The 14,138-nt window shown below is 68.4% G+C and carries 12 protein-coding genes; 7 read left to right on the top strand and 5 right to left on the bottom strand.

All coding sequences use genetic code 11. The annotated features are described in order from the left end of the window. The first annotated feature begins 120 nt into the window (after positions 1–120). Entirely contained in the window at positions 121–1,413 is a 1,293-nt protein-coding gene (locus D7316_RS19630) for a hypothetical protein (RefSeq protein WP_232016988.1), read from the top strand. On the opposite strand, the gene D7316_RS19625 is transcribed toward D7316_RS19630, so the two are convergent. Beyond that, entirely contained in the window at positions 1,388–2,191 is an 804-nt protein-coding gene (locus D7316_RS19625; RefSeq protein ID WP_124709751.1) for a TetR/AcrR family transcriptional regulator, read from the bottom strand. The two genes, D7316_RS19630 and D7316_RS19625, sit on opposite strands and share 26 nt — an antisense overlap. 90 nt (positions 2,192–2,281) lie before the next feature. On the opposite strand from D7316_RS19625, the gene D7316_RS19620 reads away from it, so the two are divergent. Continuing rightward, positions 2,282–3,817 carry an MFS transporter gene (locus D7316_RS19620; RefSeq protein ID WP_124709750.1) on the top strand — a complete coding sequence of 512 codons (1,536 nt, stop codon included), beginning with the start codon at positions 2,282–2,284 and terminating at the stop codon, positions 3,815–3,817. A gap of 10 nt (positions 3,818–3,827) precedes the next feature. After that, entirely contained in the window at positions 3,828–4,394 is a 567-nt protein-coding gene (locus D7316_RS19615; protein ID WP_124709749.1) for a nitroreductase family protein, read from the top strand. Between the two features lie 6 nt (positions 4,395–4,400). On the opposite strand, the gene D7316_RS19610 is transcribed toward D7316_RS19615, so the two are convergent. Beyond that, positions 4,401–4,811 (bottom strand): hemophore-related protein, encoded by a 411-nt coding sequence (locus D7316_RS19610; RefSeq protein WP_232016987.1) that lies wholly within the window; start codon positions 4,809–4,811, stop codon positions 4,401–4,403. Between the two features lie 208 nt (positions 4,812–5,019). Continuing rightward, positions 5,020–5,823: a glycosyltransferase gene (locus D7316_RS19605; protein WP_124709747.1), complete on the bottom strand. Its 804-nt coding sequence runs from the start codon at positions 5,821–5,823 to the stop codon at positions 5,020–5,022. Positions 5,824–5,990: 167 nt separating this feature from the next. Between D7316_RS19605 and D7316_RS19600 the strand changes: the two genes are divergently transcribed. The 3 genes from D7316_RS19600 (at position 5,991) to D7316_RS19590 (ending at position 9,648) form a co-directional block, all read left to right on the top strand. Further along, complete coding sequence (locus tag D7316_RS19600) at positions 5,991–6,866, top strand: glycoside hydrolase family 16 protein (protein WP_232016986.1); 876 nt, start codon at positions 5,991–5,993, stop codon at positions 6,864–6,866. Between the two features lie 181 nt (positions 6,867–7,047). After that, a complete protein-coding gene (gene leuA, locus D7316_RS19595; protein ID WP_124709745.1) occupies positions 7,048–8,901 on the top strand; it encodes a 2-isopropylmalate synthase in 1,854 nt (617 codons plus the stop codon). A gap of 285 nt (positions 8,902–9,186) precedes the next feature. Next, positions 9,187–9,648 carry a DUF6325 family protein gene (locus D7316_RS19590; RefSeq protein WP_124709744.1) on the top strand — a complete coding sequence of 154 codons (462 nt, stop codon included), beginning with the start codon at positions 9,187–9,189 and terminating at the stop codon, positions 9,646–9,648. A 32-nt stretch (positions 9,649–9,680) separates the two neighbouring features. Here D7316_RS19590 and D7316_RS19585 read toward each other — a convergent pair whose 3' ends face one another. Beyond that, positions 9,681–12,353, bottom strand: a complete 2,673-nt coding sequence (locus D7316_RS19585) for a LuxR C-terminal-related transcriptional regulator (protein WP_124709743.1) — start codon at positions 12,351–12,353, stop codon at positions 9,681–9,683. Between the two features lie 178 nt (positions 12,354–12,531). On the opposite strand from D7316_RS19585, the gene D7316_RS27195 reads away from it, so the two are divergent. After that, positions 12,532–12,690, top strand: coding sequence for a hypothetical protein (locus D7316_RS27195; protein ID WP_164473821.1), 159 nt, complete (start codon positions 12,532–12,534; stop codon positions 12,688–12,690). A 19-nt stretch (positions 12,691–12,709) separates the two neighbouring features. On the opposite strand, the gene D7316_RS19580 is transcribed toward D7316_RS27195, so the two are convergent. Then, the gene (locus tag D7316_RS19580) at positions 12,710–14,134 is read right to left on the bottom strand and encodes a hypothetical protein (protein WP_124709742.1); all 1,425 of its coding nucleotides are present in this window, start codon (positions 14,132–14,134) and stop codon (positions 12,710–12,712) included. Positions 14,135–14,138: the final 4 nt, after the last annotated feature.

The raw sequence follows: 14,138 nt of genomic DNA, 5'->3' as shown, positions 1-14,138 counted from the left end.
CAATCTGCGACGCCTTTTCCCGGCATTCGATGACAAGTCACATCGACAAGCAGTGACGCGGGCCGCCGCGGCCGACCGATGTGGTGGTCGCGACCCCCGACGCGACCTACCATCGCTCAGGTGGCCACCGGAACCGACGTCGGCGCGACCGCACACGACGACGATCGCGTGCCGCGACGCCGCACCCGCCGACCCGGTGAGCGCGACGCGGTCCGCGACTCCGCCACCGCATCGGCCAGGCCATCGACCACCCCCACCGGCCTCGGGCACCGACTGCGCCCCTGGCTCGAGCCGATCCTCGTCTTCCTGGCCATCCGCGCGGTCGGCATCCTGGTCCTGGCCCGTTTCGCCCAGCTGCGCGACACCACCGTCGGCGACGCACTCTGGCTCTGGGACGGCAAGTGGATGGTCGCCATCGCCGAATACGGGTACGCCGACGTCCCGTTCACCCAGACCGACGCCCGCGGTCTGCACACCGCCGACACCGCCTACGCCTTCTTCCCCGGCTATCCCCTGCTCGTCGGTGCGGTCGCGAAACTCCCCCTGATCACGCCGTATGGCGCGGCGCTCACGGTGAACCTCGTGCTGGGCTGCATCGCGGCCGTCGGTGCGGCGCGGCTGGGCGCATTGTGCGCGCGCCTGATGGCGCAGCGTTCTCCCATCGGCCGGGTCGATCCCCATCGAACCGGCCTGTACCTGGTGGCCCTGTTCGCCGCCACGCCGATGTCGATCGTGCTCAACATGGCCTACACCGAGGCGCTGTTCTGCACGCTCGCGGTGTGGGCACTGGTCGGCATCCTGGAGCGGAACTGGCTGCTCGCCGGGTTCTGCGCATTGCTGGCCGGAGCGAGCCGGCCGACGGCGGTGGTCCTGATCGCGGTGGTGATGCTGGCGGCGATCCTCGCCCGTCGCGACGGGTGGCGCGCGTGGGCCGCGGTGGTGCTCAGTCCCCTCGGCTACCTCGGATACCTCGCCGTGGTGTGGGCGCACACCGGCTCACCGACCGGTTGGTTCCGCATCCAGACCGAAGGCTGGGGCACCGAGTTCGACTGGGGTCGGGCGACCTTCACCTTCGTCAACGAGGCCCTGGTGCATTCGGGCGAGGTGGCGCCGGTCGCCTCGGCCTGGATCATCCTGTCCACGCTGGTGATGTTGGGTCTCGCGGTGTGGTCGCGACTGCCGTGGCCGGTGCTGCTCTACGGGACGCTGGTGGTCGCGTCGATCGTGCTGTCCAGCGGACTGATGATGAGCCGCGCTCGTCTACTGCTGCCGGCATTCGTCCTGCTGATCCCGGTGGCGATGGTGCTGGCCCGATGGCGACGATCGGTGGCCCTCGCGACGTTGGTCCCGGTCGTCGTCGGGAGCGCATGGTTCGGCGCACACATGCTCACGGTGTATCCGCACGCGATGTGAGCCGCCGCTGGTCGAGTGAGGCCGCGAAGCCCGCACACAGGTAGCCGATCCCGTCGTCGAGGCGGGCCCGGGGATCCACCAGCCGGGTCGCGCGGGCGCTGCCGGCGAGCTGTGAGAGGTGTGGCGCGAACGCCTTTCCGCGACCCTCGATCAGGTCTTCGAGCCCGTCCGGCCGCTCCGACGGCTTCTCGGCGCGGAGCAGGTCGTCGCTGACCGCGACCAGCGCGACGCCGTGCACATGACTCCAGACCGTGAGTGCCATACCGGTCGCCTCCTCGAGGTCGACCCCGAGTTCCAGGAAGCCCGCGGCGAACCAGTCCAGACACCGCAGCGATTCGTCACCGAAGCTGTGCCGCGGCGACGAGTAGGCCAGCACCACCCACGGATGCCGCCGGTAGAGCTCCCAGTCGATGTCGACGATGACCCGCACGCGGTCACGCCACGACATCGGTTCCGGGTCGTCGACCGGGTAGGGGAACCGTCGGCCGATCTCCTCCGACATCTCCTGGAGCAGGGCGTCCTTGTCATCGACGTGCCGATACAGCGACATGGCCCCGACGCCGAGTTCGTCGGCGATCCGGCGCATGGAGAGTGCACCGATGCCGTCGCGGTCGGCGACCTCGATGGCCGCGTCGACGATCGCGGCGAGGGTGAGCCGGGCACCCTCGGCAGGTTTCTCGGCCGGAGACAACGGCCCCTCCCTCCCGGATTCCACGAATCCGTCCGACCCGCGGCGGCTGAGCAGCGGGAATAATTCGGTTGCGTACAGCGTACCCATTCTCGTACCGTCAAACGCGTACGGCGTACGCGGCCCGGGAGCCGCCGCGCCGACGTCGTCGTTCGCACCAGCGCTTCAGGAGAGTCCGTCATGTCCACCCTCACCCCGTCGTCCGATCAGCGTTCCGAGAACTCCTCGGGCGCCGACCGACGCATGTGGTGGGGACTCGCCGTCCTGACACTGCCGGTGCTGCTGGTGTCGATGGACTTCTCGGTCCTCTATCTGGCGATCCCGGCGATCACCGACGCGCTGGCGCCGTCGGCGGCCCAGCAACTGTGGATCCTCGACATCTACGGCTTCCTCATCGCGGGTCTGCTCATCACGATGGGCAACGTCGGCGACCGCGTCGGACGTCGGCGCATCCTGCTCGCCGGTGCCGCACTCTTCGGCATCGCCTCGGTCATCGCCGCGTTCGCGCCGAACGCCGCGATCCTCATCGCCGCGCGCGCCCTGATGGGTGTCGGCGGCGCGACGCTCATGCCGTCGAGCCTGTCGCTGATCGCCAACATGTTCCCCGACGCTCGCGATCGCGCCAAGGCGATCGGCGTCTGGACGGCGGCCTTCGCCGGCGGCAGCGCGCTCGGCCCGGTGATCGGTGGCGTTCTGCTGCACCACTTCTGGTGGGGTGTCGTGTTCCTCATCAACGTGCCCGTGCTGGCCGTGCTGTTCATCGCCGGCCCACGCCTGGTCCCCGAGTACCGGGCTCCGAACACCTCACGCTTCGACGTCGTCGGCGTGGTCCTCTCGATGGCGGGCATCCTGCCGCTGGTCTACGCCGTCAAGACGATGGCGTCGGAGGGCGTCACCGGGTCGGTCGCCGCGATCGGCGTCTTCGGTGTGGTGATGCTCGCGGCGTTCCTGGCACATCAACGCCGGGCGACCGCCCCGCTCCTCGACCTCGCGCTCTTCCGGAATCCGCAGTTCAGCGCCGCTGTCACGGTGGCACTCGTCGGCATGATGGCGCTCGGCGGGATGTCGTACCTCACCGGCGTCTACCTGCAGTCGGTCCGCGGCTTCGACGTGCTCTCGGCCGCGCTCGCCGGTCTGCCGATGGCCATCGCCGTCGCCGCCTTCTCCATCGGCGCGTCCCGCGTCGTCGGCGCGATCGGGCTGCGCGCGTCCTTCGTCGGATCGGTCCTGCTCGCCGCCGTGGGCAACCTGGGGTTGCTGGCACTCACCACGTCGAGCCCGCTGTGGGTCTATCTCGTCTTCACCTCGATCGCGGGCATCGGCTACGGCATCCAGTTCAGCCTGGTCTCCGACGTCGTCGTCGGATCGGTCCCGGTGGAACGGTCGGGTGCCGCATCGGGCATCTCCGAGACGAGCTTCGAACTCGGCACCGCGCTGGGTCTGGCGTTGCTCGGATCGCTCGCCACACTGGTGTTCCGGGAGAGCAACGGCGGCTGGACGTTCGGGGACACACTCGGTGAGACGCTGCATCGCGCACTCGAGATGGGCGACGGCGGAACCGGATTGGCGGATGCCGCGCGAACGGCGTTCGTCGACGGAATGCACGCCGCATCCCTCGCTGCGGTGATCACGCTCGCGGTGCTCGCGGTGGTGCTGACATTCGTGATGCGGGACCGGCCCGCCGACGGAGTCCGCCACCAGGACGTCCACCACTAACGTTGACCCTGTGCATGAACTCATCGAACAGCGCTGGAGCGCACGCGGCTACGACCCCGCCGCCACCATCGATCGAGCCGACCTCGTCAGCATCCTGGATGCGGGCCGCTGGGCACCCACGTGGGGTCGGGTCCAACCGGTCCGATTCATCGTGGGGCTGCGCGGCGACGACACCTTCGGCGCGCTGACACGAACGCTCACCCGCGGCAACGCGGGGTGGGCGCCGGCATCGGCCGCCCTCGTCCTGCTGTGCACCGCAAGCGAACCCGACGACGAGAAGGCCCGTACCTACGCGGCCGTCGACACCGGGCTCGCCACGGCCCAGATGATCCTGCAGGCGCAGGCGCTGGGCTTCAACGGGCATCCGATGGCCGGATTCGATCCGGATCGGGCACGCGAGTTGTTCGCCGTCCCCGACGACCGACGCCCACTGGTGCTACTGGGTGTTGGTGTGCTCGCGGACCCGGCCGCCGTTGCGCCGGAGATCCGTGAACGCGACGAACGCCCCCGTACCCGGCTCCCGCTGGACGAGGTCGCGTTCAGCGGGAGCTGGGGCCGGCCGTTCGAGCAGACCTGACCGATCTCAGTACTGTTCGCAGGTCATCTTGGCCTTCTTGACCGCGTCGCGCGCGTGGGCCATCTCCGGCTTGGTGAGGTGATGGTCCCGGGCGAACCGGACGATCGCCGCCTCGGCCGGGTGATTCTTGCGGAACTCGGCGCGCTTGGCCTGTTTCTGCGCCCTGGTCATCGTCAGCGCGGACTCGAAGTGCTTCTTCATCTTCGGGTTCTGCTCGATCCGCTTGGCGAGCGCGGGATCCTCCTTGGCGAGCGCGCGTTCGACCTGGGCGACCGAGCACTGGGTGCCCGGAACCTGCGCATGGGGCGCCGGGGCGGGGGCAGCGGTGGCGACGCCGCCGACGGCGATCGCCGACGCGATCCCGGCACCGGCGATGCTGCAGACGACCCTGCGGGTGAAGCGGGCGGTGAAGTCCATGGACATACCTTTCTGACCGTCGGACGGCGACTGCCGCCGCGATACCGAACGTGCCGACCACGCCGACACCCCGGGAAAGCTATCCACCGCAGATGTGAACCGACTGAGAATCAGCCCAATATTTCACCAGCCATTGATGCAGGTCAGCGACCATTTTGCCGGAAATGTACACGCATGCCCGAATCTCCGGAGCCGGTGTCGGCACCACTCAGCGAACGTCGGCCTGCCGGCCCAGCGCGGACCGGTCGTCGGACCGGTACCAATTCACGAATCCCGTGGTCCCGTAGGCCTCGAGGCGACGCAACGACGTGTGGACGATCGCCTGCTTGCGCAGCGTGATGGCACGGGCGCCGGCGATCGCGCGCACCCGTTGCTGGAGAACCTGATCCTCGTCGGCCTCCCCGATCGCCGTCCGGGGAAAGCCGCCGCACTGCTCGTACATCTCGGCGTCGATCGCGAGGTTGTTGCCGACGACGGCGAAACTGCGCCGCAGCTCGTCGGGCTCATGCCGTGTGCGCCACCACTCGGCCGCATGACCCAGCCGCCACAGGTGCCCCGCCGCGTTGAACACCCGCGCGGATGCCCCCTGCTCGGTTCGCGCGCGGACCCGGCCACCCACCAGGCGCTTCCCGGCGAGCAACGGCACCAGCAGATTCGCCAGCCAATCCGATGCGGGCACAGTGTCGGCGTCGGTGCGCGCCACGTAGACCGCGCCCGCATCGATGGCGTGGCGGAAACCGGTGTCCGCGGCACAACCGGTACCCGCCTCGGTCTCGTCGATCACCTCGATCGGCACCGGCGACCGGGCACCGACGGTGCGGACGATCTCCGCGGTCCGATCCGTGCTGTTGTTGTCGACGACGATGACGCGGAATCCGCACAGGACCTCGCGATGGACGACGTCGTCGAACTCCTGTTCGCGCAACGCGTCGAGCGTCGCCCCGATGTAGTTCTCCTCGTTGAATGCCGGTACCACCACTGCGACGGCCGGCGTGGATTCCCCGTGACCCATGTGTCCATTGGATCATCTGACCCACATCGGGGCCAGCCTGCACGGGACGTCCATGCTGGTGCAGAACTGAGAATTTCCTCACATTCGCGACGAATCGCCCAGGGAGGCCGCCAGGCCGCGCCGCCGCGGCATGTACCCGAGGGTATGCGCTGTGCTACACCGTTGACGTGCAGATATTCCGCCATCGGGGCCGGTTGTTCAGGGTCGCCGTCGCCGTCACCATCGCGTCCGGCATCGCCGTCGCGCTCACCGCACCCGGACCCGCACGTGCCGCGGACACCGCCTTCAGCGACGAGTTCAACCGCGCCGCGGGGTCGATCGGCGGCGTGTGGCAACACGAGGTCGGCGGCGGAGGGTGGGGCAACAACGAGCAGCAGGTCTACACCAACCAGCGCGCCAACTCACGACTGGACGGCAACGGCAATCTGCTGATCGAGGCCCGACGCGGCGCGGACAGCGGCTGGACATCCGCACGACTGACCACCAAGGGCACGTTCGCGTTCACCTACGGCACGCTGTCGGCGAGGATCGCCATGCCGCGCGGGCAGGGCATGCACGCCGGTTTCTGGCTCCTCGGCACCGACATCGATTCGGTGGGCTTCCCGGCCTCCGGCGAGGTCGACATCGCCGAATCCCTCAACTCCACGGACTTCGTCCACGTCGGCGTGCACGGCCCCACCGGGGCGGGCAACGGTTCCGCCGACCTCGGTTCCCTGCGCGACATCCTGCCCGGCATGATCCCCCTGCCGGACGGACTGAACGGTCGATGGAAATACGGTCACGACATCTCGCCGATCGACCCCGCACAGTTCCACACGTACTCGGTGACCAAGACCCCGACGTCGATCTCCTTCTCGTTCAACGGAGCCCGCGTCTATACCCTGAACCGGTCATCACTCGCCGCCACCGAACAGTGGGTGTTCGCCAAGCCGATGTACGTGCTGCTGAACCTCGCGGTCGGCGGGAACTGGCCCGGCGCCACCGACGGCGGTACCCCCAGTCCGGCGACGATGACCGTCGATTGGTTGCGCTACACGCCGTGAGCAGCAGCCGAGAGGCATTTGATCCCCGATATGCGCGGGGGTACAGTCCAGGGCATGCAGCGTGCGCTCCTTCTCGGTTGCCGCGGCGGGGTCTGATCGACCGGCTCTCCGTCGCGGGGCCTTTTCACGCGCCGGTCATCTTCTTCCATCGACATCTTTCGACCCCGGAGAATGACCTCTCATGGCACCAGCAGACACCTTCACCTCGGGCGCGAGCCGCATCGTAGAGCCGTCCGGCCCGATCCCTCCCGGCCAGCCCTCGTGGAACACCCAACGCAGTTCGGCGATGCCGGTACACCGTTACCGCCAGTTCGCCGACGAGGTCGAGACCGTCTCGGTCCCCGACCGCACCTGGCCCGACAAGATCATCACCAGCGCCCCCATGTGGGGTGCGGTCGACCTGCGTGACGGCAACCAGGCCCTGATCGACCCGATGAGTCCGGCCCGCAAGCGTCGCATGTTCGACCTCCTGGTCCGCATGGGCTACAAGGAGATCGAGGTCGGCTTCCCGTCGGCCAGTCAGACCGACTACGACTTCGTCCGCGAGATCATCGAGGACGGCGCGATCCCCGACGACGTCACCATCCAGGTCCTCACCCAGTGTCGCGACGAGCTGATCGAGCGCACCTTCGACTCGTGCCGGGGCGCCAACCGCGTGATCGTGCACTTCTACAACTCGACGTCGGTGCTCCAACGCCGCGTCGTGTTCCGCGCCGACAAGGACGCGATCACGAAGATCGCCACCGACGCCGCACACAAGGTCCTCGTCGAGCAGGCGAAGTACCCGGATACGCAGTGGCGTTACGAGTACTCGCCGGAGTCCTACACCGGCACCGAGCTGAGCTACGCCAAGCACGTCTGCGACGCGGTCACCGAGATCATCGCTCCCACACCGGACAACCCGATGATCATCAACCTGCCCGCGACAGTCGAGATGGCGACGCCGAACGTGTACGCCGACTCGATCGAGTGGATGCACCGCAACCTGGCGCGCCGCGACTCGATCATCCTGAGCCTGCACCCGCACAACGATCGCGGAACCGCCGTGGCCGCAGCCGAACTCGGCTACCAGGCCGGCGCCGACCGCATCGAGGGTTGCCTCTTCGGCAACGGCGAGCGCACCGGCAACGTCTGCCTGGTGACCCTGGGTATGAACCTCTTCAGCCGTGGCGTGGACCCGCAGATCAGCTTCTCCGACATCGACGAGATCCGTCGCACGGTGGAGTACTGCAACCAGCTGAACGTCCCGGAGCGTCACCCCTACGGCGGCGACCTGGTCTACACCGCGTTCTCCGGCAGCCACCAGGATGCGATCAACAAGGGACTCGACCAGATGAAGTTCGACGCGGATGCATCGGATTCGGACGTCGACGACATCGTCTGGCAGGTCCCATACCTGCCCATCGACCCCAAGGACGTCGGCCGCAACTACGAGGCCGTCATCCGGGTCAACAGCCAGTCCGGCAAGGGCGGGGTCGCCTACATCATGAAGGCCGACCACGGCATGAACCTGCCGCGACGCCTGCAGATCGAATTCAGCCGCGAGATCCAGAAGATCACCGACGGCGAGGGTGGCGAGGTGTCGCCCAAGGACATGTGGGACGTGTTCGCCGACGAGTACCTGAACCCGATCCGACCGCTCGAGCGCATGCGCCAGAAGGTGGACGCCGCCGAGGTGGACGGCGGCGAGGACCACATCACCGCGGTCGTGAAGGTCGACGGTGTCGAGCGCGAGATCGGTGGGAGCGGCAACGGTCCGCTCGCGGCGTTCGTCGATGCGCTGTCGACGGTCGGCTACGAGGTCCGTGTCCTCGACTACAGCGAGCACGCCCTCACGGCCGGCGGTGACGCGAGTGCCGCGGCCTACGTCGAGACCGAGGTGAACGGCGAGACGGTGTGGGGAGTCGGCATCGCGTCGTCGATCACCACGGCCAGCCTGCGGGCGGTCGTCTCGGCGGTCAACCGTGCATCCCGCGTCGCGGCCCCGGCCGATCAGGTCGAGGCCGGCGCGGCACCACGCACCTGGGCGCCGTAGCACCAACCTTCCTGCGCACCACCACTATTCAGTGCGCCAAAACCACTCGGCGCGAACAGCCCGTCACAGGCGGCCGCGCCGGTAGACCCACGATGGTCGGGTGACCCCCGATGCACCGTGTTCAGGTGTGGGCCGGGTACCAGAGTTCTGCGGGTGATCCTCGCGGCCTGGTCCCGGCCCATTCCCCTGTCTCGGGTAAGGGCACGCCCACACGTCGACAACGCAATCACCCTTTCCGGATGAGGACATCGTCGCGCTGTCACACGACAGTGGAAGGCGACGACGATGGATCACTTCACCGGCGAGGAGGTCGGGATGGCCGACGCGACCGAACCTGGTCCCATCGACTACCTCGTCGTCGAGCTGCCGGACGGCACAACGTCTCTCACCGATGTCATGTGCGCCGAGCTCACCGGACTGGTGGACGGCGGCACCGTGCGTGTCCTCGATCTGCTCATCGTCCGCCGGGACGATTCGGGGGCGGTTGCCGTGACAGAGCTCGAGGAGATCGGCGATCCGGGACTCGACGCGCTCCGCGGTTCGGTGGCCGAGATCCTGGCCCTCGAGGACATCGAGAATGTGGCAGCAGCCGTCGCGCCCGGCCGGTCGGCGGTGGTGATCATCTGGGAATACCTGTGCGCCCGACGATTTGCCTGCGCGGCCGCATCATCGGGGGCGCGCCTGGTGGCGCAGGGTCGCATCCCGACGCAGGCCATCGTGGCGACCCTCGAGGCCGACGACCACTGATCGATCGACGTCACTGCCGGCGATCCGCCACCTCAGATCAAATTGTGTTCGCGTGCCCGGTCCACCGCATCGCGGCGCGTGGATACGCCGAGCTTCCGATAGATCGACTGCTGATGGGTCTTGATCGTGTTGACCGACACGAACAGGTCGGCGGCGATCTCCGACGCCTTGTACATCGTCGGTAGGTAGCGCAGGACCACCAGCTCACGATCCGTGAGCGGGTCCACCGGTGCCCAGTCCTCCGCGGCGGGCGGGCCGCCGCAGGCCTCGAACACCTGCTGGACGAACGCCCGGTGCTCCTCCGACACCTGCTGATGGCGGACGAGCAACCCGCTGACCGACGGTCCGGCGGTGACGAACGGCCGGATGTGCCCGATCGGGGCCGCCAGCCGCACCGCGTCGTGCAGACGTTCGAGGGCTACCGACTCGCGGTGCAACCTGGCCGCCGCGACCGCCGACAGGATCGCCGCCTCGACGGCCTGCAATCGATAGGGCGCGAACGTACTCGCGCGTCCCAGCACGTCGATCGCATCGGCCGGCCGGCCGGCGGCGAGGTACGCCTTCGCCAGGCTGACCCGCATCAGTGCGAGCGAGTAGGTGTCGCCGACATCGTCCTCACCCGACTCGGCGATGACGTCGTCGGCGTCACCGCCCAGGATGCGCACCTCGGTACAGGCGACGCGATACCAGGTGTCCAGCAGTGCCGGAAGCGGTCCACTCACCTGACGCGCTGCTTCGAGCCGGCTGCGGGCGGCACGCGCGGCGAACACATCTCCACGCACGACAGCGACTCCGACGGCCGCGATCTCGACGATCAGCCACGCCCCGGTGTCGGAGCCCAGCTCGACTGCCTTGCGGCCGGCGGCGATCGCGCGCTCGGCCGCCTCGAGTTCGTGGCACTCGACATGCATGAGTGCCGCGGCGGCGTAGAGCGCCATCGCCTGCGGCTGACGAGCCCAGCCGCGGCGTTCGGCGAGCTCGGCGATGGCTGCGGTACGCCGCCGGACGTCGGGGAGCGCGCCCTCGGTGAGGTCGACGAGCGCCAGGTACGTGCCGGCCGCCATGGCCATCAGCGGCAGGCCGAGACTCTCCGCACTCTGGCGACTGGAGTCCAGTTCTATTGCTGCCGAGGAGATCTCACCACGATGGAAGAGTCCGATCGCACGGTTGTTCCGCGCGATCAGTGTGTACGCCACCGCCGCCGGGATCTCCGTCCGGGATGCCTCGGCAGCGAGTGCGATGATCTCGTCACACCACTCGACGAGGCCGGCGAGATCCCGCTGTCGCGCCCGGACCATCTTCGTCAAGACGAGCACGATCCGAGTGGCGAGCGGTGGGGGTGACGAGCCCGCTCCGAGCACCCGTTCGGCATCGCCTGCGTTGCGGAACATGCCGTCGTAGTCGCTGTTGTGGAACGCGACGATGGCGGAGGCGAGCATGGTGTCGGCGGTCGGCCTGCGCGCCGTCTGCGCATCGGTCGGCGCCAGGGCGGTGGCCAGGGCCGGGGCCTGTGTCGACAGCACCAGCGGAAGAGCGACCGTGGTGAGCAGTTCGACGACCTTCGTCCACTCACCCGCACAGCCGTAATGCCGCAGTGCGGAGATGGGATCGCCGGTATCGGCGAACCATGCCGCCGCCCGACAGTGGAGATCGCTTGGCGCATCCGGGCTCTCGGCACTGAGCCGATCGACCAGCAGTTCGCGCAGCAAGGGGTGGAAGGCGTACCAGTCGGGCCGGTCGGACAGCCGCACCGTCAGTGCGTTGTTCACCACGAGGTCGTCCAGTACCTGCCGGCTGTCCGAGCGGCCCGTCAGCGCGCGGGCGAGTCCCGGCGTCACCAGATCGACGATGCTGGTGGACAGCAGGAACTTTCGGTCGGTCGGCGCCAGATTCTCCAGCACCTCCTCCAGGAGGTAGGCCGCGACATGTTCGTTGCGGCCACCGAACCGGTGCAGACCGCGATGGACGTCACCATCGCGCGCACTCAGCAGGGCCAGACGGACTCCGGCAGGCCACCCCTGGGTTCGCTCGAGGAGGCCGTCGAGTTCACCGTCGGTGACAGTGGCCCCGGCCCTGGTGCAGAGCTCGTTCGTCTCGTCGCGGGTCAACACCAGCTGATCGGCGGTGATCTCGGTCAGCCGCCCGTCCAGTCTCAGCTTCTCCAGCCGCAGATCGGCCGCGGTCCGGGTGATCAGGATCAACCGCAGCTGAGCGGGTTGATGTTCGATCAGGTGGCGGATGGAGTCGAGAACCGCGCGGTCGGAGACCAGGTGCAGATCGTCGACGACCATCGTGATCGGGGAGGGCGAATCCGCGAATCCCGCGATGATGAGTTCGACCTCGGGGTAATCGAAGCCGGCGCCGGGAACGATCTCCCGCAACGCGCTGTTCGGCGGGATCGCGTCGGCGACCGCCAGCGCACCCAGCATGTCCGCCCAGAACGACCGGAGGCCGCTCGCCTCCTCGGCCGCGAGCCAGGCGACGGGACCGCCGAGTCGACCGAATCGGGTCCAGGCGGCGACTGCCAGTGTTTTTCCGTACCCGGGACCTGCGGTCAGCACGGTGACGTCGCCGGGACGGCAGCTCGCGAGCGCGTCGTCGACGCGTTGGAGGCGCACATAGCCGGGAGGAACATCGGGGCGGGAAATGCGCAGGCGGGAACCCGGCGAAAGGTGGCCGACCGACGCGCTCACTGCTGAACCCATCTCTACACCCCGAAGCGGGTTCGGGGCACCTGCGAGAATAGTAGGCGATCCGGCGGCATCCGCATGTCGTTCATCCGGCGGGTATGACGACAGACGACTCGCCGTCGGGCACGATCAGCAGAACCCCAGGATCCGACGTGCGACGTAGCACGTCGACCGAACGACAGGAGGTCGGCAGATGCCCCATCGCGGCGGACGCGTGCACCGACGGGCTGTCATCGGACACCCCGTCGTCCGCAGCAGCGCACACCCCGAATCCGACGAGGTCATCACCCGGGGGATCGCGCGGCGACGTGAGCGCCGCGACGACGGCTCTGCGGGGCGCTCCGGCGGCTGAGAGCGGACGGCACCCGCACTCAGGCGGGCGTGTGCTGCTCTCCCGAGTCGCCGGACGGCACGGCAGCGTGTTCCGCTGCCGGTTCGTCGGGCGCCTCGTCCGGGGACCCGGGTTCACGCCTGGCCGGTCGCATCGCGATCTCCATCGCGACCAGCACCAGGCAGCACAGGACGACGATCCAGATGACGACGAGACCGGTCGGGTAGGGCCAGAACATCAGCACGATGGCGGCGACCGCGACGACCGCGATCCGAGCCGGTATCCGTGCCTGCCACAGCACCCGCTCGAACGCGTTCGGCAGGCGCTGCGAGCGACGGGCATCGAGGGCCCCGACACCTCGCCCGAATCCGCGACGCACGGCCGTCGCGGATCTCGACCCGCCGGCGAAGAAGGCGACCAGTGCGATCACCAGCCCGAGGACGGCGACCGCACGCAACGCGAATCGCAGCGGGCCGATGATGGTGTCGAAGATCGCCTGCGCCGCATCGGGTGCCAGCACGTCGGGAGGCAGCTGATTCAGATAGACGGCGCGGCCGATGAGGATGGCGATGGCCAGCAGCAGCATGCTCAGCACGATCGCGACACCGACGATCGACAGCATCCGCAGACGCCGGCCCCGTCCGATGATCCCGATGGCCCCGAGCGCGGCGGCGATGGCGAGCCACGGCAGGATGCTCGCGATCTTGTCCAGCGCGTTCACCGCGCGCTGCGCCTTGGCCAGATCGGCCGACTCGAAGACGACAAACTCCTTGTTCACCTGCGGGATGTTGTCGGCAAAACTCAGCCCGCGGTCGACGAGCCGCTGTTTGACCTGTGCGATGACGGGGCCCAACTGGATGCTGACCGTGCCGCTGTTCGTGTCGACCTGCACTGCACCGCGCTGGGTATCACCGGTGACCGCCGCGACCATCGCCTGGTGCGCGCCACGATTCGCGGTCACCCACAGATCCTTGAACGCATCCGATTGCACGAACTCGGTGACGGTCTGATGGATCAGGGACTGTGCTTGCGCGGCGATGACCGGCGCCAACCCGACGACGGCCTGGTCCAGGCGGGGACGTTCGGCAGGCGTGAGGTCGACGAGTTGTTGCAACGCCGACGCGGTGATCCCCTGGATGTCGACCTGGGCATCGATCTGTTCGGCCACCGTGTCCGAGACCTCGCGCTGCACCGCCGGATCGGACGCCAACGGCGTCACGGTGGCGAGATAGTGGTCGGAGTCGAGGATCTCACTGCGCACATATCTCGTGGTCACCGACGCCAGCGTCAGCAGCGCGACGAGGAGAACGAGCACTCCCGCGCCGATCCGGCGCCACAGCATACGATTTCCCGACCGCTCGGCACGGGTCGACGCCTGCTCGGCGACCTGCGCACGCAGGCGCTCGAGTTCGGCACGTTCGTCCGCGTCGAGTGGACGGGCGGTCTCCGGAATCGGTTCCGTCACGGAT

Origin of the sequence: Gordonia insulae (genome assembly GCF_003855095.1) — a bacterium.
Taxonomy (GTDB): domain Bacteria; phylum Actinomycetota; class Actinomycetes; order Mycobacteriales; family Mycobacteriaceae; genus Gordonia; species Gordonia insulae.
Note: the sequence above shows the minus strand (reverse complement) of the source record. Positions and strands in the feature narration are given on the sequence as shown.

Coding starts and splice junctions, on each gene's coding strand:
- D7316_RS19625 (WP_124709751.1), bottom strand. CDS start 2,191: ATGGGTACGCTGTACGCAACCGAATTATTCCCGCTGCTCAGCCGCCGC.
- D7316_RS19620 (WP_124709750.1), top strand. CDS start 2,282: ATGTCCACCCTCACCCCGTCGTCCGATCAGCGTTCCGAGAACTCCTCG.
- D7316_RS19610 (WP_232016987.1), bottom strand. CDS start 4,811: ATGGACTTCACCGCCCGCTTCACCCGCAGGGTCGTCTGCAGCATCGCC.
- D7316_RS19605 (WP_124709747.1), bottom strand. CDS start 5,823: ATGGGTCACGGGGAATCCACGCCGGCCGTCGCAGTGGTGGTACCGGCA.
- leuA (WP_124709745.1), top strand. CDS start 7,048: ATGGCACCAGCAGACACCTTCACCTCGGGCGCGAGCCGCATCGTAGAG.
- D7316_RS19590 (WP_124709744.1), top strand. CDS start 9,187: ATGGATCACTTCACCGGCGAGGAGGTCGGGATGGCCGACGCGACCGAA.
- D7316_RS19585 (WP_124709743.1), bottom strand. CDS start 12,353: ATGGGTTCAGCAGTGAGCGCGTCGGTCGGCCACCTTTCGCCGGGTTCC.
- D7316_RS27195 (WP_164473821.1), top strand. CDS start 12,532: ATGCCCCATCGCGGCGGACGCGTGCACCGACGGGCTGTCATCGGACAC.